General features: G+C 58.2%; 19 protein-coding genes. 14 read left to right on the forward strand and 5 right to left on the reverse strand.

Features of this window, described 5'->3' with window-relative positions:
* Position 1 precedes the first annotated feature (1 nt).
* Both QRN38_RS09970 and QRN38_RS09975 read right to left on the reverse strand, forming a co-directional pair.
* Positions 2 to 3,106, reverse strand: a complete 3,105-nt coding sequence (locus QRN38_RS09970) for a multidrug efflux RND transporter permease subunit (RefSeq protein ID WP_057418523.1) — start codon at positions 3,104 to 3,106, stop codon at positions 2 to 4.
* Positions 3,103 to 4,269, reverse strand: coding sequence for an efflux RND transporter periplasmic adaptor subunit (locus tag QRN38_RS09975; RefSeq protein WP_007244886.1), 1,167 nt, complete (start codon positions 4,267 to 4,269; stop codon positions 3,103 to 3,105). Before QRN38_RS09975 ends, QRN38_RS09970 begins: the two co-directional genes overlap by 4 nt.
* 293 nt (positions 4,270 to 4,562) lie before the next feature.
* Between QRN38_RS09975 and QRN38_RS09980 the strand changes: the two genes are divergently transcribed.
* The 7 genes from QRN38_RS09980 to QRN38_RS10010 all read left to right on the forward strand — a co-directional run bounded on the left by QRN38_RS09980 (position 4,563) and on the right by QRN38_RS10010 (position 11,463).
* A complete protein-coding gene (locus QRN38_RS09980) occupies positions 4,563 to 4,940 on the forward strand; it encodes a hypothetical protein (protein WP_024667515.1) in 378 nt (125 codons plus the stop codon).
* A 312-nt stretch (positions 4,941 to 5,252) separates the two neighbouring features.
* Positions 5,253 to 5,837, forward strand: a complete 585-nt coding sequence (locus QRN38_RS09985) for a fimbrial protein (protein ID WP_007244885.1) — start codon at positions 5,253 to 5,255, stop codon at positions 5,835 to 5,837.
* Between the two features lie 63 nt (positions 5,838 to 5,900).
* Positions 5,901 to 6,653: a fimbrial biogenesis chaperone gene (locus tag QRN38_RS09990; RefSeq protein WP_007244884.1), complete on the forward strand. Its 753-nt coding sequence runs from the start codon at positions 5,901 to 5,903 to the stop codon at positions 6,651 to 6,653.
* Positions 6,654 to 6,784: 131 nt separating this feature from the next.
* On the forward strand, positions 6,785 to 9,355 hold the full coding sequence (locus QRN38_RS09995; protein WP_081025437.1) for a fimbria/pilus outer membrane usher protein: 2,571 nt from the start codon (positions 6,785 to 6,787) through the stop codon (positions 9,353 to 9,355).
* Positions 9,352 to 10,134: a fimbrial biogenesis chaperone gene (locus tag QRN38_RS10000; protein WP_024667519.1), complete on the forward strand. Its 783-nt coding sequence runs from the start codon at positions 9,352 to 9,354 to the stop codon at positions 10,132 to 10,134. The genes QRN38_RS09995 and QRN38_RS10000 overlap by 4 nt, the downstream gene beginning before the upstream one ends.
* A gap of 1 nt (position 10,135) precedes the next feature.
* Positions 10,136 to 11,134 carry a fimbrial protein gene (locus QRN38_RS10005; protein WP_057418524.1) on the forward strand — a complete coding sequence of 333 codons (999 nt, stop codon included), beginning with the start codon at positions 10,136 to 10,138 and terminating at the stop codon, positions 11,132 to 11,134.
* A 104-nt stretch (positions 11,135 to 11,238) separates the two neighbouring features.
* Positions 11,239 to 11,463, forward strand: coding sequence for a hypothetical protein (locus QRN38_RS10010; RefSeq protein WP_003375863.1), 225 nt, complete (start codon positions 11,239 to 11,241; stop codon positions 11,461 to 11,463).
* Positions 11,464 to 11,480: 17 nt separating this feature from the next.
* On the opposite strand, the gene QRN38_RS10015 is transcribed toward QRN38_RS10010, so the two are convergent.
* The 3 genes from QRN38_RS10015 to QRN38_RS10025 all read right to left on the reverse strand — a co-directional run bounded on the left by QRN38_RS10015 (position 11,481) and on the right by QRN38_RS10025 (position 13,780).
* On the reverse strand, positions 11,481 to 12,233 hold the full coding sequence (locus tag QRN38_RS10015; protein ID WP_005764030.1) for a YkgJ family cysteine cluster protein: 753 nt from the start codon (positions 12,231 to 12,233) through the stop codon (positions 11,481 to 11,483).
* A 114-nt stretch (positions 12,234 to 12,347) separates the two neighbouring features.
* A complete protein-coding gene (locus QRN38_RS10020) occupies positions 12,348 to 12,821 on the reverse strand; it encodes a GNAT family N-acetyltransferase (protein ID WP_005764028.1) in 474 nt (157 codons plus the stop codon).
* A 62-nt stretch (positions 12,822 to 12,883) separates the two neighbouring features.
* Complete coding sequence (locus QRN38_RS10025) at positions 12,884 to 13,780, reverse strand: chemotaxis protein (RefSeq protein WP_003375857.1); 897 nt, start codon at positions 13,778 to 13,780, stop codon at positions 12,884 to 12,886.
* A gap of 642 nt (positions 13,781 to 14,422) precedes the next feature.
* On the opposite strand from QRN38_RS10025, the gene QRN38_RS10030 reads away from it, so the two are divergent.
* The 7 genes from QRN38_RS10030 to QRN38_RS10060 all read left to right on the forward strand — a co-directional run bounded on the left by QRN38_RS10030 (position 14,423) and on the right by QRN38_RS10060 (position 21,362).
* Positions 14,423 to 14,932 carry a disulfide bond formation protein B gene (locus tag QRN38_RS10030; protein ID WP_024667522.1) on the forward strand — a complete coding sequence of 170 codons (510 nt, stop codon included), beginning with the start codon at positions 14,423 to 14,425 and terminating at the stop codon, positions 14,930 to 14,932.
* A gap of 465 nt (positions 14,933 to 15,397) precedes the next feature.
* Positions 15,398 to 16,339: a ubiquinol oxidase subunit II gene (cyoA, locus tag QRN38_RS10035; RefSeq protein ID WP_005764024.1), complete on the forward strand. Its 942-nt coding sequence runs from the start codon at positions 15,398 to 15,400 to the stop codon at positions 16,337 to 16,339.
* Between the two features lie 3 nt (positions 16,340 to 16,342).
* The gene (gene cyoB / locus QRN38_RS10040) at positions 16,343 to 18,355 is read left to right on the forward strand and encodes a cytochrome o ubiquinol oxidase subunit I (protein WP_007244877.1); all 2,013 of its coding nucleotides are present in this window, start codon (positions 16,343 to 16,345) and stop codon (positions 18,353 to 18,355) included.
* A gap of 3 nt (positions 18,356 to 18,358) precedes the next feature.
* Positions 18,359 to 18,991 carry a cytochrome o ubiquinol oxidase subunit III gene (locus QRN38_RS10045; protein ID WP_005615570.1) on the forward strand — a complete coding sequence of 211 codons (633 nt, stop codon included), beginning with the start codon at positions 18,359 to 18,361 and terminating at the stop codon, positions 18,989 to 18,991.
* Positions 18,991 to 19,323: a cytochrome o ubiquinol oxidase subunit IV gene (cyoD, locus tag QRN38_RS10050; RefSeq protein WP_003375849.1), complete on the forward strand. Its 333-nt coding sequence runs from the start codon at positions 18,991 to 18,993 to the stop codon at positions 19,321 to 19,323. The genes QRN38_RS10045 and cyoD overlap by 1 nt, the downstream gene beginning before the upstream one ends.
* Before the next feature lie 10 nt (positions 19,324 to 19,333).
* The gene (gene cyoE / locus QRN38_RS10055; protein WP_003375846.1) at positions 19,334 to 20,221 is read left to right on the forward strand and encodes a heme o synthase; all 888 of its coding nucleotides are present in this window, start codon (positions 19,334 to 19,336) and stop codon (positions 20,219 to 20,221) included.
* A gap of 256 nt (positions 20,222 to 20,477) precedes the next feature.
* Positions 20,478 to 21,362, forward strand: a complete 885-nt coding sequence (locus QRN38_RS10060) for a glycosyltransferase family 2 protein (protein WP_024667524.1) — start codon at positions 20,478 to 20,480, stop codon at positions 21,360 to 21,362.
* Position 21,363: the final 1 nt, after the last annotated feature.

The raw sequence follows: 21,363 nt of genomic DNA on the forward strand, positions 1-21,363 counted from the left end.
CTCACTTGTGAAGGGCCAGCGCCGGTGCGCCAGGTGCCGGGTGGCGGCGATGAAACAACCGCTCCAGTTGCAGGTAAATGACCGGCGTGGTGAACAGCGTCAGCATCTGGCTGACCAGCAGGCCGCCGACCACGGCGATCCCCAGCGGCTGGCGCAACTCGGCACCGACGCCGAAACCGAGCATCAGCGGCAGCGCGCCCAGCAGCGCGGCGAGGGTGGTCATGATAATCGGTCGAAAGCGCGTGATGCAGGCCTCATAAATCGCTTCCTGCGGCGTGAGGCCCTGTTCGCGCTGCGCCTGCAAGGCGAAGTCCACCAGCAGAATGCCGTTCTTCTTGACGATGCCGATCAGCAGCACCACACCGATCAGGGCCATGATCGAGAAGTCCTGGCCCATCATCCACAGCAGCAACAGCGCGCCGATACCCGCTGAAGGCAGGGTGGAAATAATGGTCAGCGGGTGCACGAAGCTTTCGTAAAGCACACCCAGAATGATGTACACCGCCACCAGCGCCGCGAGAATCAGCCACGGCTGGTTGGCCAGCGAACTCTGAAACGCCTGCGCCGCACCCTGAAAGCTGCCGATGATCGCGGCCGGCATGCCGATCTCGATCTTGGCCTGATCAAGCATGCGCACCGCGTCGCCCAGTGCGACCCCGGGAGCGAGGTTGAATGACAGGTTGGCCGCCGGGAACATGCCGTCGTGGCTGATCGAAAGCGGTCCCATGCGTGGCGCGCCGACCTTGGCCAGCGCCGACAGTGGCACCATTTCGTTGGTCAGCGGTGAGCGCAGGTAGAAGTACGCCAGGCTTTCGGCCTTGCCGCGCTGCTGGGCATCCAGTTCGAGGATGACCTTGTACTGGTTGACCTCGGTCTGATATTCGCTGATCTGCCGTTGGCCAAAAGCGTCGTACAGCGCCTGATCGACATCGGCCGTGGTCAGGCCGAAGCGCGCTGCGGCGCTGCGATCGATATCGATGTGCGTCACGCTGCCGCCCAGTTGCAAGTCGTTGGACATGTCGCGGAACGCCGGGTTGCTGCGCAGCTTTTCGGTCAGGCGTTGCGTCCAGGTGTTGAGCAGCGCGCCGTCATTGCTTTTGAGCACGTACTGATACTGGCTGCGGCTCGGACCGGAGCTCAGGTTGATGTCCTGCCCGGCGCGCAGGTACAGAACAATGCCCGGCACCCTGGCCAGTTTGGGGCGCAGGCGGTCGATAAACTCGCTGACTGACACATCACGTTCGGACTGCGGCTTGAGCGAGATCCAGAAACGGCCGTTGGCGATGGTCTGGTTACTGCCCGACACCCCCACCGAATGAGAGAACGCCAGCACCGCAGGGTCCGCGCCGACGATTTTCGCCAGTTGCAGGTGTTTTTCGACCATGTCCGGGTAGGAAATATCGGCAGCGGCTTCGGTGGTCCCGAGTGCAAAAGCGGTGTCCTGAACCGGAAAGAAGCCTTTGGGTATGAGCACGTAACCGACCACTGCCAGCACCAGGGTCAAGCCGAACACGCCGAGCATCAGCCGCTGATGGGCCAGCGCCTTGCGCAAGCCTCGCTCGTAGGAGGCCAGTAATCGTTCGCCAAACCCTGGCTTTTGGTTCGGGTTGTGGGTGGGTGCACGCATGAACAAGGCCGCCAGCGTCGGGGCCAGGGTCAGGGAGACGACGACCGAGATCAGGATGGTCGCTGTCGCCGTCAGCGCAAACTCCTTGAACAGCCGCCCGACCACGCCGCCCATGAACAGCAGCGGAATGAACGCGGCCACCAGCGAGAAGCTGATCGACACGACAGTAAAGCCGATCTCCCCCGAGCCTTTTATGGCCGCCTCGCGCATGCCTTGCCCGGCTTCGAGATGGCGGTGGATGTTCTCGACCACCACGATTGCGTCGTCCACCACGAACCCGACCGCAACCACGATAGCCACCAGCGTCAGGTTGTTCAGGCTGAAGCCGAACAGGTACATCATCGCGAAGCTGGCAATCAGCGACACCCCGAGCACCGCGCTGACGATCAGTGTGGCCGAGAGCTGGCGCAGAAACAGCGCCATGACCGCGACCACCAGCAACACCGCGATCAGCAGTGTCATTTCCACTTCATGCAGCGAGGCACGAATGGTCCGGGTACGGTCGTTGAGCACCGATACATCGACAGTGGCCGGGAGCATCTCCTGCAAGCGTGGCAGTTCGCGCTGGATGCGGTCCACGGTCTCGACAATGTTGGCGCCGGGCTGACGGAAGATGGCGATGTTGACACCCTGCTGGTCGCCGGACCACGCCTTGACGTAGGCGTTTTCCGAGCCTGCGACCACTCGTGCGACGTCCTTGAGCTGGACGGGAGCGCCGTTCTTGTAGGAAACGATCAGTTGCGCGTAGTCCTGCGGTTTGAATAACTGGTCGTTGGAAGAGAGGGTCGAAATACTGTCCTTGCCGTACAAGGCACCTTTGGCCAGGTTAAGGCTGGTCTGCTGCACAGCGAGGCGGATGTCTGCCAGGGTCAGGCCCAGCACCGCGAGTTTTTCCGGGGCGGCCTGCACGCGGATTGCCGGGCGTTGCTGGCCGGTGATGAACACTTGGCCTACGCCCTCGATCTGGCTGAGCTGGCGCGCCAGAATGGTTTCGGTGACGTCACTGAGTTCGGTGCCGGGCATCAGGCTGGAGCTGACGCTCAGAATCAGCACCGGGCTGTCCGCCGGGTTGACCTTGCGCCAGGTCGGCAGGCTGGGCATGTCGGCGGGCAGGCGTCCTGCCGCCGTGTTGATCGCTGCCTGGACTTCCTGGGCGGCGGTGTCGATGCTCTTGTTGAGGGTAAATTGCAGGGTCAGGTTGGTAGACCCCAGCGCGCTGCTCGACGTCATCTGGGTCATGCCGGGTATCGCGCTGAACTGCACCTCCAGCGGCGTCGCAACCGAGGACGCCATGGTTTCCGGGCTGGCACCGGGAAGCTGCGCGGTCACCTGAATGGTCGGGAATTCCGCTTCCGGCAACGGCGCGATTGGCAGGCGCGGAAAGGCAATGACCCCCAGCAGCACTATCGCGAAGGTCAACAACAGCGTGGCGACCGGGTGGTCGATGCACCATGCCGAGACCGAACCGCGGCCATTCATCGTGCCAGCTCCACGGGCACGCTCGCAACTTCCGGGGCGGGTGCGGTGACCACTTCCACCGTCGAACCCGGCCTCAATCGCGACTGGCCATCACTGACCAGCACGTCGCCAGCCTGCGGCCCGCTGATCAATGTCTGCTCGCTGTCCTGATACAAAACCTTGACCGGTACCACTTCCACTTTGTTATTGGCCGTGACCCGATAGACAAAGTGCTGGTCAATGCCGCGCTGTACCACCTGGGGTGGCACCTTGAGCGAGTTGAGTTCGATACCGGTCTGAATCTTCACGGTGACCAGTTGCCCCGGCCAAAGCTGTTCGCCGGGGTTTTTGAACCGGGCCTTGGCGCGGATTGTGCCGGTGGTTGCCGACACCTGATTGTCGATCAGCGACAGCGTGCCTTCACCCAGCAGCAGGCCATTGGTTGCCCCATCGCCCTGATAGGCTTTGACGGCAGCAGCGCTGTGCGCGGCAATAAGCCCTTGCAGTGTCGGCAGCATTTGCTGTGGCAGGGAAAACTCGACGGCAATCGGGTCGATCTGCGTGACCGAAAATAATCCCTCTGCATCGCTGACACGCATGAAGTTGCCTTCATCGACATTGCGAATGCCGACCCGGCCCGTCACCGGTGAACGAATCTGCGTGTAGGAAAGCTGCACCTGCGCAGCATTGATGCTGGCCTCGTTGCCTTGCGCAGTGGCCGCCAGTTGCCTGACCAGCGCTTGTTGCTGATCGAAAGTCTGACGCGAAATGCCGTTGTCTTCGGTGAGCTGACGATAGCGTTTGAGGTCCAGTTGCGCGACGTCCAGCTGCGCCTTGCTCTGCGCCAGCTGGGCGCGGGTCTGTTCCAGCGAGGCGCGGATGGAGCGATCGTCGAGCGTGGCCAGCAATTCGCCGGCCTTGACCTGTTGACCCTCCCTGACCAGTACGCGGGTCAGCACGCCGTCCACCTGGGGGCGGATCACCACGCTTTGCAGGGACAGCACCGAGCCGATACCCGTCACGAAACGAGGCACGTCCTCCATGCTCACGGTGATGACCTTGACCGGCACCGCTGTGCTGACATTTTTCGCAAGGGTGGCAGGGCGTGTCAGCTTCCAGCCGGCGATTGCCGCACAGGTGATCAGCAGGGCTACAGCGGTAACGGTCAGGGTCGATCTGCGCATATGAAGAAAACGCCAAATGTCGGTACGGGAGTCATATTTTTTGTCTGCTTCCTTATAGCCTGCAAACCCGGTCAGCAGAATGACTTTCAGCTGTCAGGTTTGTCAGAAAGCCTCCACCGGGCATGGCGTCCAGTCAAGAAAAGTCAGTATCGGGCGATATCTATGTTGAAGGGATATTTGTCCAGATGTTTATAAATTCCTAGGAAGGCTCCTACATTTTCCTTGGCAAGCGTCTGGCAGTTAATTCTCCCGTCAACTTTACTCACTGTATGAGCCTATGAATGGAGAACGCCATGAACAGTCAAAAACCGGTTTGGAAAAGTGTCTTGAAAACCCTGTCCCTTCATCAAGGTGTCATGGCTGCAATCGTGGCGATTCCGTTGCTGGCTGCTCCTACTTTTTCATGGGCGAAAGACGGCGTATTGAGCCTGCATGGCAGTATTGTCAACAGCAGTTGCAGTGTTTCACGCAGTGACGTCACTACCTCTGATGCGCATTCGCGAGTGCTGGAAGTTGCGCCGGGCGTCAACATGCGAGTCAACACCGAACATAACGCTTGCGGCGATCAGGCTGTGCCGTTCGTTGCGCACTATCAGGCCATACCGGTCACCGCTCAGACAGGCGGCGATGCTCGGCCCGACGCTGTAGTTATTACGCTAAGCTACCAGTAACTGCGCATCTGTATGCCTTTCTCTTTCGGACTGTCACACACCAAGGTGGGACAGTTTGTTGTCTGATACGCCCGCCTCGCAAATAATACCGACAGCGTAATGGTGTGCTGGCCTAGTTACGCCTTGTTATGGGTTGCCTGAGGGTATCTGCCTGTCAGTTGTGTCAATTCCTACAGACCCATCCTGCGCGTTGTGTTGTGTTCTCCGAGGGTTAAAAGTTATCGGCCTGACAGCGGTTAAAAAGACCGGAGTCTATAGTGCTGGCCGTCCGATAGTGGGCACACACGAAATAACACAAGGAAGGTAGTCAGCATGAAAAAGCTTTCTCTTACATTGGCAGTTCTGGGCGTAATGGGCTTTGGTATGGCAGGTACTGCCAGTGCTGCGAACAACGGTAAAATCATCTTTAACGGAACACTGACCAATATATCCTGCGATGTAGGTCCTGGGGCGGGCGTCAGCGCGGGCACCAATCCGGGTGAAATCAATGTCGACCTGGGGAACGTGTCCTTCTCCGATATCGGCGTTTCCAGCGAAAACCGGTTTGAAACGGCAATGCCTATTCAGTTGCTGGTCAACTGCAGCGCGGGTGCCGATCAGTACAACATGGTGAAGATGCGCCTGACTGCCCGTAACGGCAGCGGTCTGGACAATAACGACGCCAAACTTCTGCGCACCACCGGGGCGGCGGATGGCGTAGGTATCGGCCTGCTCAATGCATCGAGCGTACTCATGGATCTGAGTGGTACTGAAACCATCGATACCACGCTGATCAAGGATGGTGTCAGCGGCGCTACTGCCGAGATCAACTTTGGTGCGGTCTATGTGCTTAATGGCACACCGACCAATCCGGGGAATGCCGACGGCTTCCTGCCGTTCGTGATGGATTACGAGTAACCGTGTCGGGCAGGGCGGGCCTGGCCCGCCTTGTCCTCTATCGAATTCAAGGCGAACACCCGTATGTATTCTGATTTTTTTCGCGCTGCGGTAGGTGTTGCGATGGTGTCATGGTGCGCCTCTGTTCAGGCGGGCATTGTGTTGAACACCACACGGGTTATTTACCAAGGCAATGACAAGGAGGTCAGTCTGGGCGTTCACAACAGTGGCGGGGGAGAGATTCTCCTGCAGTCCTGGCTCGAAGCGCCGGCACTTGCCACTGGCAATGACCCAGCCACCCAGCGCCTGCCATTTATCGTAACGCCGTCACTGACGCGCATGGCCGGCGGCGGCAAGCAACTGCTGCGCATTATTCATTCCGGTACCGACATGCCCACCGATCGCGAGTCGGTACTGTGGCTCAATGTTCAGGAAATACCCCAGACTGCTGCGCAGAACACGTTGCAGATCGCAATACGTCAGCGCATAAAAGTCTTTTTCCGGCCTGACGGAATGCCGGGTGATCCACTGCAAGCACCCGAGCAGTTGAACTGGAAAACGGGGAATAACGACAGTCTGCAAGTCGAAAATCCAGGTCCTTATCATGTTTCCATGCTGAAGATTTCCGTGCGTCAGGATGACGTCGAACTGGCCAGTATCGAGAGTCAGATGTTGGCGCCGCAGCAGAGTCTGCACATCCCGTTATTGCGCAAAAAGGGGGGGGCACCGCTGGTGGTGAGTTTTGTCAGTATCAATGATTACGGCGGACAAGTGCCTTATCGCGCAACACTTGCCAATCACGAGTCGGGCTATGCCAGCAAGGTCATGCCTCGATAGTCAGCAGTATCAAATGTCAGCGTTCACTATTCAAACCGTTGGGCTCCGGCGACAGGTCGGCCCGGCAGACCTGCGTCTGTGTAAAAGGATTGCGCGGCGCGCGCGACAGCCGAAGTAGAGTGAAGACCGCTATGGAATGGCGCAAAAAAGATAATGAGGGAGCCATTGCAAGGTTCGTGCTCCCTTACCCCCGACGTTATGTCCTCGGCCTGTGCCGATGTGACCCGTTGGGCATCGGCCTGGGGCTGAGCCTGATGTTTTCGGTCAGCGCATTTGCCGCATCGCCCGGCACCGCGCAAGGCGACGGTTCGGTCAAATTCAATACGGCTTTCATTCAAGGCAGTGATCAGCCGCCTGACCTTCAGGAGTTTCTACGCAGCAACAGCGTATTGCCCGGTACTTATCGGGTGGATATCTACGTCAATCGCACGCTGAGTGGCAGGCGGGATATCACGTTTTCAAAAAATCAGGCGTCAGGTCTTATAGAACCCTGCCTGTCGCAAGAGATGCTCCAGGGCTTTGGTCTGGACCTGAGTCGCTTGCCGGCGGATACGGCACAGCCTGATCAGGCCTGTGTTGATCTGCCTGGGCGTGTCGAGTTTGCGCGCGTCGATTATCAGCCGGCGGCGTTGCGACTCACTATCAGTGTTCCGCAGGCTTTCATGTCACGCGGCACCCGCGGTTATGTTTCGCCGGAACTCTGGGAGCAGGGCGAAACGGCGGGCTTTATCAATTACAACTTCAATGGCAGCAGAAGACGCAACAAAGGGTTGGAAACCGATCAGTATTATCTCGGGCTGCGTAATGGCCTGAACCTCGGTGCATGGCGACTGCGCAATGAGTCTTCAGTGGTGCGAAGCAGTGATCGGCCTTTGCGTTATCGCAGTAATCGTACTTTCGCGCAGCGCGACATCACGGCCCTTAAAAGCCAGTTCACCGTGGGCGAGACATTTACCGACTCGCAGGTCTTCGACAGCGTGCGTTTTCAGGGGGCGGCGCTGGCTTCTGACGACGGCATGCTGTCTGACAGCGAGCGCGCTTACGCCCCGGTCATCCGTGGCATCGCTGAAACCAACGCGACGGTGGAAGTTCGTCAGAACGGCTTTCTGCTTTACAGCGGCAGTGTGTCCCCCGGGCCTTTTGAAATCACCGATATCTACCCCAGTGGTTCCAATGGCGACTTGTCGGTGTCGGTCATCGAAGCCGATGGACGCGTACGTTCCTTCACTCAGGCTTACGCCTCGTTGCCGATCATGGTCCCGTCAGGATCCCTGCGCTACAGCCTGGCGATTGGCCAGGTAGACAGCAACGATGCGCTTCAGGCCTCTCCGGGCTTTACCAGCGCAGCCTTGATCTACGGCCTTTCCGAGGGGATCACCGGGTTCGGCGGCGTACAGCTGGCCGAAGATTATCAAGCGGCGAACATGGGCGCAGGGGTCAATACCGGGCTGGGCGCTGTGTCGCTGGACGTCACCCATTCCGTCAGCCAACCGGACCAACAATCGCGTAGCGGGCAAAGCCTGCGGATGCGTTATGCCAATACGCTGGACGTGACCGACACCACGCTGGCAGTGGCCGGTTATCGCTATTCGACCGAGGAATATCGCACCCTCAGCCAGCATGTCAGCGACACCGACCCACAGAGGCGAGTGACGAGCACCGGCCTGGCTCGCGATCGACTGGAGCTCAGCGTCACTCAGATACTGCCCGCGCAGGCCGCGTCATTGAGCCTGACCGCTTCCGAGCAGCGTTACTGGAACCTGCCGGGCAAGACGCGGCAACTTTACCTGTCCTATAACGCCGCCTGGCACACCGTCAATTACAGCCTGTCCATCGAGCGCAACGAGGATTTCGGGCGTGACGGTGACGCCAGCACCGACCATCGCATTGCCTTGAGCGTGACCGTGCCGCTCGGATCAAGCCCCGGCTCGTCGCGCCTGTCGTTCAATGCGGTGCGTGACAGTTCCGGCGATTACAACGCTCAGGCCGGGCTCAACGGTCAGGTGCTGGGAGATCGCGATACGTTCTATTCGGTTCAGGCCGGCAACGACAGCAACTCCGGCAGTTTCGGCGCAGGAAAAATCAACACCACCACCGGTTTCGGTCGTTTCGAGGCCGGTTACAGTCAGGGTCAGGACTACGACGCGTTGACCCTGTCCGCAGCAGGTTCGCTGGTGGCGCATGCCGGTGGCGTGAACCTGGGGCAAACGCTGGGTGAAACCTTCGCCCTGGTTCAGGTGCCGGACGTCAGCGGTGCCCGCTTGAAGTCCTACACCAACGTTGCAACCGCAGCCAATGGCTATGCGGTTTTGCCGTATGCGCAAGCCTATCGGACCAACTGGGTCAGCCTGGACACCCGACAGTTGGGCGCTGATGTCGACCTGGATAACGCCATTACCCAGGTCGTGCCGCGCAGGGGCGCGATGCCGGTGGTGCGCTTCAAGGCGGCTGTGGGGCGGCGCGTCCAGTTTGAACTGGTGCGCGCCGATGGCAGCAACGTGCCGCTGGGTGCCAGTGTCGAGGATGAGCAGGGCAGGGCGCTGGCGGTGGTCGATCCTGGCAGTCAGGCGCTGGTGCTCAGCGACCGGGACAGCGGCAGCCTGAGCGTGCGCTGGTCCGACCAACGGTGTCAGGCTGCATTCGTACTGCCGCCCAGAGACCCTGCCCGTGCCTACGAGCGAATCAGGGTGGTCTGCCAATGAGCATGATTGTTCAGGTGCGCAGGCTGCTGGTGGTGGTGCTTCTGGCAAGCAGCGTCGCGGCGCAAGGGGCGATAGCGCTCAGTGGAACGCGGCTGATCTTCGATGGCCGGTATCACGAGGTGAGTATCGAGGTGCGCAATCGCGGCAAGGCCGAGGCACTCGTGCAGACCTGGCTGAGCGATGCACGTGATGACGGCGACAGGTTGCCGGCTGAACGCAGGTCGCTGCCCTTTGTTGTCACTCCACCTCTGACGCGCCTGTCGGCTGGCGACCGGCAGGTGCTGCGTGTGCTGTATCAGGGCGCAGGCATGCCGCAGGAGCGTGAATCGTTGTTGCATCTGTACGTGCTCGAGGTGCCCCGCCGCCAGAACGGCGTTCGACAACTGAATATTGCTGTGCGTCAGCGCATCAATGTGTTCTATCGCCCCCCCGGACTTGCCGGAGATCCGGCCGACACTGCCAGTGCATTGTTGTGGGCGTTGACTTCAAACCAGTCGGCCAGCGTGGTGCTGACAGTCCACAACCCCACGCCTTATCACGCTTCGCTGCAAGCACTGCACATCGATGGTGTTCAGGTCGCAGAGTCACTGTTACTGGCGCCGGGCGAACAGGTTGAACGGGTTTTACCCAAGAACGTAATGCCCTCTTTGCACCCTCGTTTTTCTTACCGGGCCCTGACCGACTATGGCGGTCAGCGACGCTATTGCGCACGGTTTAACGGGCAGGCGACCTTGACGGCGCGCCTGCTGGAGAACAACGCCTTTCAGGAAGAATGCTGATATGAAACTTCTGTCTGCCAAACATTGGCTACGGTCCATTGTTGTGCTGCTGATGCTGAGCCCGAATTGCGTTTTCGCATTGGTCTGTACCACTCAGGGTTCTGGCGAAAGCGAGATCCACGATGATTTGAACAGCACTGTGGCGATCCCCGAATCGATTCCCAGTGGCGAGGTCGTCTGGCGTTCCGAGCCATTGAATGTACAGGTCGAGTGCGCCAAGGATGGCTTGCAGTCGGTCGAAGAAGAGATTTTCATCTACCTGAACCCGGACAATCGGGTGATTGGCCAGGGTATTCGTGCCGGTCTGACCCTGCGCGGCGCCGATTACCTGCAAGGCAGCGGGCGCATCAGTACCGGCAACTTTCTGCCGATCTGCCATGAAGGCGAGGACAACATCGGTAACTGCCCGAAGGTGCGCTTCACTCTGGCGTTTTCCGTGTTCATTCAGAAGTTCGGCGCCACGCCACCATCGGGCGTTGCCAGCGATCTGCTCGACTACCGGTTTTTTCAGCTGGGCGGCGCAACAGACACGAATCGGGTGCCAGGGCGTAGCCTCAGTTATGTGATCAACAACCTCAGAGGACTACGCTTTGTGGCCTGCGATGCCGACCTGACGGTAAGCCCGGAAACCGTGGAATTCGGCGACGTGGCGATCCAACAGGTGGTGGTCGGCAAATTGATCGCCACGCAGACTTTTTCCCTGCAGACCAGCCGGTCGTGCGATTCACCGTTCAGCATCGATGCGCGTTTCAGGCCGATAACCGGTACGCTGCAGGGCGAGTTGCTCGTTCCTGTGGCCAACGATTCGCTAGGCATACTCATCACCAGCGCGGTCAATGGTGAGCCATTGCGTTACAACGAGCCTTTCCACCTGGCGGAGCTGTTGGGCGAAACCAATGCTGCCAGTGCGGACTTCAATGCCGAATTGCACTGGAACACCGACAAGCCAAGGCCCGGGCCATTCGATGCGGAGATCACGGTGGATCTGTTTTATAAATGATCTGCGCACACACTCGACAGGAGGCTCGGGCAGTCGCGCGGCGATTGATGTATGCTGCGCGACCGCGGGCACTGGCCCGGCCAATTCGACTTTCTGGTGACACCATGACCACTCCTGAACAACCCCCTGTTCAAGACGCCGCAACCGACTCCGTCGCAGACACTGAAAAGAAGGCGGTCATTGCGCCTTTCAGCTTTCCGTTCAAGCCATCGGAGTTTGCTCAGGCCAAAAAGGATCAGGCCTGGCACCAGAAAGGCAACAAACATGGCCATCACAAGACGCCAGGTGTCGCCCCTGCCGGTACGCGTCGGTCGATGGGCAAGCGCTGATCGGGTGACCGATCCGTTCAGGCCGCCTGCAACGGAATGAACAGATAAGACACCGGCTCTCGGTCGGTGACGTCGGCACCCTCCTGTTGCAGGGTGTCGACAACGTGTTGCCCGGCCACATGAAACTCCCAGTCTGAATTCTCGGGCGCTGCACCAGCAAGGTTCGCGACGTTTTCGATGGCGGCAGCAAAGGCATTCATGTCCGGCAGATACGCGACGAAACCGTTGCCCTTGAGGGCTGTAGTGCGAATGCCCAGTTGCTGACAGATCAACTGTTTGGCCGCTATCTCGTCGCGATCAGCCTGGCGAGACTGCTCGATCAGGCTCATCAATTGTGTATCAACCAGCGTGTCGCCAACGATCAGGTCGGGACCCTGTTCCCAGGATTCCGGCGGGCAGCCTTTGGTTTCAGGGCGCAACGGAATGTGCGGGTTGATCTCCATCGGATAGATCCGGCACACGAGCGGGCGTCGTTCGTAAATGCGGCAGAGGTTTTCTTCGTCAAGATTCCGGCAACGCCCGACGTTATAAGCCGCGAAAGTGATCGCCACAAAGGCCGTTGTGCTGCCGCTGTTCACTTCAGTCGAGCGTCGTGTGGCATGGGTCAGCTGGTTTTGCGCAACCCCATAGCCATTGCTCAGAAATGCCTCGGTCAAGACAATCACGTTGCCGCCGTCTGCTGCCCACTGCCTGGCTTCGAGAAGGGTAAGCGGCACGTGGTGATCCGTGCAGCAACCGCCGCAACCCACACAGGAAAACTTGGTATCCATTGGTTCGATGACCCGTCCAGAAGTGCGCGCCGAGCGACAGAAATTGGTCGTTTACGGCCTGATGCAGGTCAGAAAGCAAGTTGTGCGCCAGCCAGGTCCGGGCAGCAGACGGGGTCAGCGTACCGGGGCGTTGAAGCGCTTGACGTAGGACATCACTGATTTCTCGTACAGCCGCCGCGCCGTGAGGTTGTTTTCCATGACGTGCAGGTCGACCGCTGCTTCGCGTGGTCGGGTCACGGGGCCACGCAACTGGCTGAACAGATGATTGAGCAGCGCGAAGCCAATTCCGCCAGCGCGCGCATCGGGGTGCACGACCAGATCCTTGATGAACGCGCTGGTCCAGCAAGTGATCACGCCTACGACAGCGTCGTCACGCAAGGCCAGGAAACACAATGACAAGTCGAATTCTGGGTCGCGCTCGAATGCGCTCAGCCAGGCCGGATAGTCCGGCACGCTGCCGGCACCGTCGCAATAGCCCTGTATCAGCAGATCGTGAGCTTCGGCCGCGCGGTCGAGGGTAAGAGGGTGCGGACTGACCCCGGCAGGCCATTGCACAGCGGGCAATGGCTCGGCCAGGCTGCGACGCATCAACCAGTAATGTTCGGCAGATGCATCGCCCGGGTCAGGGCGCTGGTGGGTGTGCTCAAGGGTCAGAGCCCTTGAGCGACTACCGTGCGCGCGGCCTCGATCAGGCATTTGGTCAACTCGGGGGACGAAAACTTGGTCAGCACAGCGTTGGCCCCGGCAATCTGGGACTTTTCGCTGTTCATCGCGCTGTCGAGCGAGGTGTGCAGCAGGATGTAAAGGTCGCTGAAATCAGGTGTGTCACGCAGTGTGCGGGTCAGCGCGTAGCCGTCCATCTCCGACATCTCGATGTCGGAAACCACCACGTTGATCTGCCTCGCAGTACCCTGCAGGTCAAGCAGCACGTCAATCGCTTCTCGGGCACTGCGCGCCGTGTGGCATTCGATGCCCAGATTGCGCAGAGTGATGATCGATTGTTGCAAAGCAACCTGGCTATCATCGACGACCAGAATCCGCGCCTTGCTCAGCACCTCGGCGTCTTCTTTGGCCAGCTCTGTCGATTGCACGACGATTTGCGCCGGAGCAATACCGTGAATCACTTTTTCGATATCCAGCACCTGCACCAGCACGCCGTCAACCTGAGTGACGCCGGTGATGAACGATTTGCTGCTGGAGCCATAAGGCGGCGGACGAATATCCGTGGTCAGGCAATGCACGATCTTGCTGACCGCCTGAACATGCAGGCCCTGTTTGGAGCGGCTCACGTCGGTAACGATCAGGCAGCCGCCATCGGGATCGGCCAGCGGACGCTCGCCGATTGCCCGGCTGAGGTCGATCACTGCAAGCGATGAACCGCGCAACGTCGCGATGCCTTTGACGTGCGGGTGTGATTCTGGAAGATGGGTAAGGGCGGGGCAGGGAATGATCTCGCTGACCTTGAGCAGGTTGATCGCCATCAGCTTGCCGCTGCGCAACGTGAAAAGGAGCAGCGAAAGTGAATCTGCTCGGACGTTATTGGACATATTGACCTTCTGGCTGTAGGTGTTTCGTCGCCTGGAGGCGGCAAACAACTTTCTATGACAGGTTATCGACCTGCGGCGGGCTGGCTTGAGGATTTTTAACCGACCGTCGGCCGCTGCGCTGAAAAAGCGGGGCTCACCAGAGGGTGTCATCGAAATCGTTTCAGGGCGCCGTGTTGCTTCAAGCCTGTGGCCCGGACCAGCGAGCTGGCACAGGCGCCATAGTGGCAGTCTGGCTCCGGGTGCGTCAAACCGCTCAGGGGGCGACGTATTGTCGCTCGCCAGCTTCCCACACGTTGTGTCGCGTGTTCGCACGCAGCTGCGCTTTGATCAGAACGCAGCCTGCGGCAAAATACCGCAGCTATATATAGAAGAGCTGGTGCGACAAAGTGACGCACCTCTATATATAGAAGGTTTTTGATTTTGGCCGCTGGCTGAAGCGCTGCTGATCGTGTGCGTCCTGCGCAGCAGACCATCCGGCTGGCAAATGCGTCCGTATGGCTGGCGAACGCTTGAGTTGCCTGTCCAGACAGATGATCATCGCGCACGATTCTGTGCGGCCGGGCAGTACACTGCCTTTCAAGCCTCGCCAGCACGCAGTAACGCCTTTGGCGAACCACCTCATCAATTCAGTAAGGTATGTGAATGAGCAACGACACGTTTTACCTAAAACGCGAAAAGCGCTTTCTGGTTTTGCTGGGTATCATCTGCCTGTCCCTGATCGGCGGTGCGCTGTACATGCAGATCGCGCTGGGCGAAGCGCCTTGCCCGCTGTGCATCCTGCAGCGCTACGCATTACTGTTCATCGCAATCTTCGCCTTCATCGGCGCAGCCATGAACGGACGCCGTGGCGTCACGGTGTTCGAAGCGCTGGTAACCCTCAGTGCCCTGGGCGGTATCGCCGCCGCTGGCCGGCATGCCTGGATTCTTGCCCATCCGTCAGATAGCTGTGGAATCGACATCCTGCAACCCATTGTCGACGGCCTGCCATTGGCTACACTGTTTCCTACAGGGTTTCAGGTCAGCGGGTTCTGCACCACGCCGTATCCGCCGGTGCTTGGGCTGTCGCTCGCGCAATGGGCACTGACAGCGTTTGTCCTGACGGCAATTCTGGTACCGGCGTGCATCATTCGCAATCGCCGCAAACCTTACTAAAAACAGGGGCTTTCGATCATATAGCCCCGTGATTACGGGGCTTTTTTTCGTCACAATCACCCGTTTGAAGGTCTATTGTTACGCATTGGGAGATTAACTGTTACAAAATTAGGCATAGTCATTAAAAATTTACGTATCTACAATCCCCGTCACTTGTCGTCCAGCCTGGCTGAACGATCAGCATTTTGAGGCTTGGAGCGTCCCCTGTGTACTCTGAACAGGCAGCGCAATGCTTGCCTCGGAGGGCGTATGATGGCCGCGTCGAAAGCGTCTGCTCTGAACCATGAGCAGTTCCAGCAACTCAAAAAACAAGAATCCATAGCTAAACCCGGACTTGTCGATACGCCGTTGCGTGTAGGGGCAGGTCCTTGTTCAATCTAAAAAAATTAGCCGGCACTGGCAGGGCGAAGTGTTGGCGGTCGAAACCCAACTGCACCGCGCAAGCTGCTTTTTAGAGGTCGTGAAATGAGTAAAAAAAGGTACCCCAGGTTTTTTGGCTTCTTGGCCCTTTTCTGTATGCTTTTGCTCAGTGGATGCGAAGGCGTACCTCTGCTCGATCCAAAAGGGCAGGTGGGTATCGAGCAGCGGAACCTGATCATAATCGCTACGCTGCTGATGCTTATCGTGGTGATCCCGGTCATCCTGATGACCCTGATCTTCGCCTGGAAGTATCGCGCGTCCAACAAGGCCGCCAAGTACACGCCGGACTGGTCGCACTCCACCAAGATCGAAATCGCAGTCTGGGGCGTACCCATGCTGCTGCTGGTCTTCCTGGGGTACATCACTTACGTCTCGACTCACTCGCTGGACCCTTACCGTCCGCTTGATTCGAACGTCAAGCCGATCACCATTCAGGCGATCTCGGTCGACTGGAAGTGGGTATTCGTCTACCCGGACTACGGCATCGCCACGGTCAACAAGATCGTGTTCCCGGCCAAGACTCCGATCAATTTCCAGGTGACCTCCGACAGCGTGATGAACTCCTTCTTCATCCCGGGTCTGGGTGGTCAGATCTACGCAATGGCTGGCATGCACACAAAGCTGCATCTTATTGCCAACGAGAATCACGAGTTCAACGGTATTTCGGCCAACTACAGTGGCGCGGGCTTTACCGGTATGAAGTTCAAGGCCATCGCTACCAGCCAGGAAGATTTCGATGCCTGGGTCAGCGAAGTCAAGAATTCACCTAAAAAGCTTGGCACCGCCGAGTACGCCGAGCTGATCAAGCCGAGCGAACGTAACCCTGTCGAACTCTTTTCCTCGGTCACTCCGAACCTGTTCCAGATCGTCATCGACAAGTATGAAGGTATGAATCCAGGCAAGAAGATCGTCGCTGGTGAAGAAAAGGAAGTGGCCGGTGACGCTGCGGAAAAAGGCAAAAATTCAGCTGCTGGGGCAGAGGAGTAAACGATGTTTGGCAAATTAAGTCTGGAAGCGGTGCCGTTCCACGAGCCGATAGTCATGGTGACACTCGCCATGATTGCGCTCGGCGGCATTGCGGTTGTCGGGTTGATCACCTATTTCCGCAAGTGGACGTACTTGTGGTCTGAATGGCTGACGTCTGTCGACCACAAGAAAATCGGCGTGATGTACATCATCGTTGCCATGGTCATGCTGCTGCGCGGCTTTGCCGACGCAATCATGATGCGTACCCAACTGGCGATGGCCCAGAACGGTGCCGAAGGGTTCCTTCCGCCTGAGCACTATGACCAGATCTTCACCGCGCACGGTGTGATCATGATCATCTTCATGGCGATGCCGTTCTTCACGGGCCTGATGAACATCGTTCTGCCTCTGCAGATCGGTGCCCGCGACGTGGCGTTCCCGTTCCTGAACTCCCTGAGCTTCTGGCTACTGGTTGCAGGCATGCTGCTGATCAACCTGTCGCTGGGCGTCGGTGAATTCGCCAAAACCGGCTGGGTCGCGTATCCGCCTCTCTCCGGGCTGCAATACAGTCCTGGCGTCGGGGTCGACTACTACATCTGGGCACTGCAGTTATCCGGGCTAGGTACGACATTGACCGGGGTCAACTTCCTCGTGACGGTACTAAAGATGCGTACCCCAGGCATGAAACTGATGGACATGCCGATCTTCACCTGGACCTGCACCTGGGCAAACATCCTGATCGTGGCTTCGTTCCCGATCCTGACCGCTACCCTGGCGCTGCTGACCCTCGACCGCTATATGGACTTCCACATCTTCACGAACGAAATGGGTGGTAACCCCATGATGTACGTGAACCTGTTCTGGGCGTGGGGCCACCCTGAGGTGTATATCCTGATCCTGCCGGCATTCGGCGTGTTCTCGGAAGTCATCTCCACGTTCTCCGGCAAGCGTCTGTTCGGCCACAAGTCGATGATCTTCGCCTCCGGTGCGATTTGTATCCTTGGCTTCATGGTCTGGTTGCACCACTTCTTCACGATGGGTGCCGGTGCCAACGTCAACGCCTTCTTCGGCCTGGCGACGATGCTGATTGCCATCCCGACGGGTGTGAAGCTGTTCAACTGGCTGTTCACCATGTATCAGGGTCGTCTGCGCTTCACAGCGCCGGTGCTCTGGACCCTGGGCTTCATGGTCACCTTCTCGATCGGCGGCATGACCGGCGTTCTGTTGGCGATTCCAGGTGCTGACTTCGTCCTGCACAACAGCCTGTTCGTAATCGCTCACTTCCACAACGTCATCATCGGCGGTGCGGTCTTCGGTTACATCGCCGGCTTCGCGTTCTGGTTCCCTAAAGCGTTCGGTTTCACCCTGAACGAGAAGTGGGGCAAGGCAGCGTTCTGGTTCTGGATCGTCGGCTTCTTCGTCGCATTCATGCCGCTGTACGCGCTGGGCTTCCTGGGCATGACCCGTCGTCTGAACGCTACCGACATGCCAGAGTGGAACATCTACCTGGACGTCGCGCTGTTCGGTGCGGTGCTGATCGCAATGGGTATCGCTTCGCAGCTGATCCAGTTGTTCGTCAGTATCCGTGACCGCGACAGCAATCGCGATCTGACCGGTGACCCGTGGAATGGCCATACCCTGGAATGGTCCACTTCTTCGCCTCCGCCGTTCTACAACTTTGCCGAACTGCCAAAAGCTGACGACATCGACCCGTTCACCGATGCCAAGCGTGCTGGCACCGCGTACAACGTACCGGCTCGCTACTCGGCGATCCACATGCCTAACAACACGGCCACCGGCCTGTACATGGGCATGTTGCTGACGGTCTTCGGCTTCGCATTCATCTGGCACATCTGGTGGCTGGTGGGCGTGAGCCTGGTCGCAACCATTGCGGTCTTCGTTGCTCACGCTGTACGTGACGACCAGGGCTACATGGTGCCTGCTGAAGATGTAGCGCGTATTGAAGGTGAGCATCACAAGGTCCTGGCGGCCAACGGTGCATACACTCCTGTCAAGTCCTCGCTGGAACAGGTTTAAACAATGTCAAATACTGCAATCAACTCCGGAGCCCACGATCACGGTCACGACCATGATCACGGGCACGACGATCACCACGACAGCGGTGGCATGACGGTCTACGGCTTCTGGCTGTACCTGATGACCGACTGCGTGTTGTTCGCCTCGTTCTTCGCGGTCTACGCCGTGATGGTCAACAGCGTCGCGGGTGGCCCGTCGGGCCAGGACATCTTCCTGCTGCCATTCGTGGCCGTGGAAACCGCGTTCCTGCTGGTCAGTAGTATCACGTACGGCTTCGCCATGCTGGCGCTGTACAAGGGCAAGAAGAGTCAGGTGCTGGGCTGGCTGGCACTGACCTTCCTGTGTGGTGCTGCGTTTATCGGTATGGAAATCTATGAATTCCATCACCTGATCCACGAAGGCTACGGTCCGAGCCGCAGCGGTTTCCTCTCAGCGTTCTTTGCGCTGGTCGGTCTCCACGGCGTCCACGTGACCAGCGGTCTGATCTGGATGGCGATCATGATGTTCCAGGTCCAGAAGAAGGGCCTGACCAACACCAACAAGACGCGCCTGAGCTGCCTGAGTCTGTTCTGGCACTTCCTGGACGTTGTCTGGATCGGCGTGTTCACCGTTGTCTATCTGATGGGAGCTTTGTAATGTCAAATTCGCATCACTCCGCTGAAGACAATAGTCATGGCTCCGTGAAGTCGTACATCATCGGTTTCGTACTGTCGGTCATTCTGACCGCCATTCCGTTTGCCCTGGTGATGTCGCCTATGTTGCCCAAAGACATGACGATTGCGATCGTCCTGGTCTTCGCGATCATCCAGATCCTCGTGCATCTGCATTACTTCCTGCACCTGGATTTCACGAGTGTGCAGCGCAACAACGTGATGGCCTTCGCCTTTACCACGATGGTTATTGTCCTGCTGGTCGGCCTGTCGCTGTGGATCATTTTCAGTGTCCACCGCGAAATGATGGCGCATTGAGGAATCCCAGATGTCACTGAAGCACTTTATCCAAATCACCAAGCCGGGGATCATTTTCGGTAACGTGCTTTCGGTGGCAGGTGGCTTTTTTCTGGCTTCCAAGGGAAATATCGACTTCGGCGTGTTCCTCGCTGCGGTAATCGGTACTTCCCTGGTCGTTGCGTCCGGTTGCGTGTTCAACAACTGCATCGATCGCGATATCGATCAGCGAATGGAAAGGACCCGTAACCGGGTCCTGGTGCAGGGTCTGGTTTCACTGAAACTGGCCCTGCTCTACGCCACCCTGTTGGGTATTGCAGGTGTCGCCCTGCTGTACACCGAGGCCAATCCACTGGCTGCACTGTTTGCAGTGATCGGGTTTGTGATCTACGTCGGCTTCTACAGCCTGTACCTCAAGCGCAGATCCGTTCATGGCACGCTCGTTGGCAGCCTGTCGGGGGCAATGCCTCCGGTTATCGGCTACTGCGCAGTGAGCAACAGCTTCGACTTTGCGGCCCTGACGCTACTGGTGATGTTCAGCCTGTGGCAGATGCCGCATTCGTATGCAATCGCCATCTTCCGTTTCAATGACTATCGTGCGGCGAAGATTCCAGTTCTACCGGTTCAGCGCGGCATTCTGGTCACCAAGCGCCACATCCTGCTCTACATCCTGGCGTTCCTCGTGGCGACCCTGATGTTGACCGTAGGTGGTTATGCGGGCCTCAACTACCTGGCTGTTGCAGCAGGCATGGGCATGTACTGGTTGTACATGGCCTGGAAGGGCTATAAGGCCGTTGACGATACGGTCTGGGCTCGCAAGCTGTTCGTGTTCTCCATCTTCACCATCACTGCCCTGAGCGTAATGATGTCGGTGGACTTTCAGGTGACAAAAGAGTTGTTGGTGACGTACGCCTTCTGACTTCTCCTGATACACATCGAAAACCCCGTTCTGCGAAGGACGGGGTTTTTTTTCGGATGCAAATCTACACTCAATGACTAATCGTCGATAGCGGCGGGTTTTTAGCGGCCAGATATGCCTCGTTACAGGGCGTTTGTGACCTGCCGTAGAAAATCCGGGCTGTTTATTGCATGATGTGCCGGTTTTTCGAACGACCTGTTATGGATATCCCGGTCTCCGAGCCCTCCAGGGCCGATCATGATTATGGCTGTCACCCATGATGCCTTCAGAAAGTCAGAGCCTCACGCCCAAACCCTTGGTTTCGATCGTGGCCCCTTGCTACAACGCCGAGCGTTTCCTCGACGCTGCGATTCAGAGCATCTTTGCTCAGGACTACGAGCATTTCGAGGTCATCATCGTTGACGATGGCTCGACCGACAACAGCATCGCGATGCTTGAGTCCTTGCAGGAGCGTTACCCGTTCCAGCTTTATCGTCAGGCCAACCAAGGGGTCAGCGCTGCTCTCAATCATGGTCTTCGGTATGCCAAAGGCGTTTATCTCTCCACGCCGGATCTCGATGACATCATGCTTGCGTCTTCAGTGCGTATCCGTGCGGAGTATCTGGACAAGCACCCCGAAGTCGGCTGCGTCGGTGCGCTGATCAGCTACATGGACTGTGACGGCAAGAGGATCAAATGCCAGTCGCGTGATTACATAGAGCGGCTGACATTCGACGACGTGTTGCGTGGCGCGGTGGTGGTCGGAGCGCCTGTGGCGCTGTACCGGATGAAGGCCATGCGCGACGCGAACGGCTACGACCCGACAATCAAGGTTCAGGATTTCCAGGCGACGTTGAGAATTGCCTATCTGGGTTACCAGATTCATGTCATTCCCGAGGTCGTGACGCGCTATCGCCGTCATCCGAACAACCTTTCACGCAAGTACAAGGTCTTGCTGGACGCCGACCTGAAAAGCATCGAGCCCTACCGCAATCATCGCGAATATCAGCGGGGGCGTACGTTGCTCGTCAACAAGGCGCTAAAATACGCGACGGTCGCCGATAAACGCTATGCATGGAGCCTGCTGCGCTCCATCCCGTTGAGATACGCCAATCTAACGACCCTGCGGCGCTGCAAGCGCTTGCTCCTCAGCTATAGGTGAG

The sequence above is a fragment of the Pseudomonas sp. CFBP2511 genome, assembly GCF_030209255.1.
GTDB lineage: Bacteria > Pseudomonadota > Gammaproteobacteria > Pseudomonadales > Pseudomonadaceae > Aquipseudomonas > Aquipseudomonas avellanae.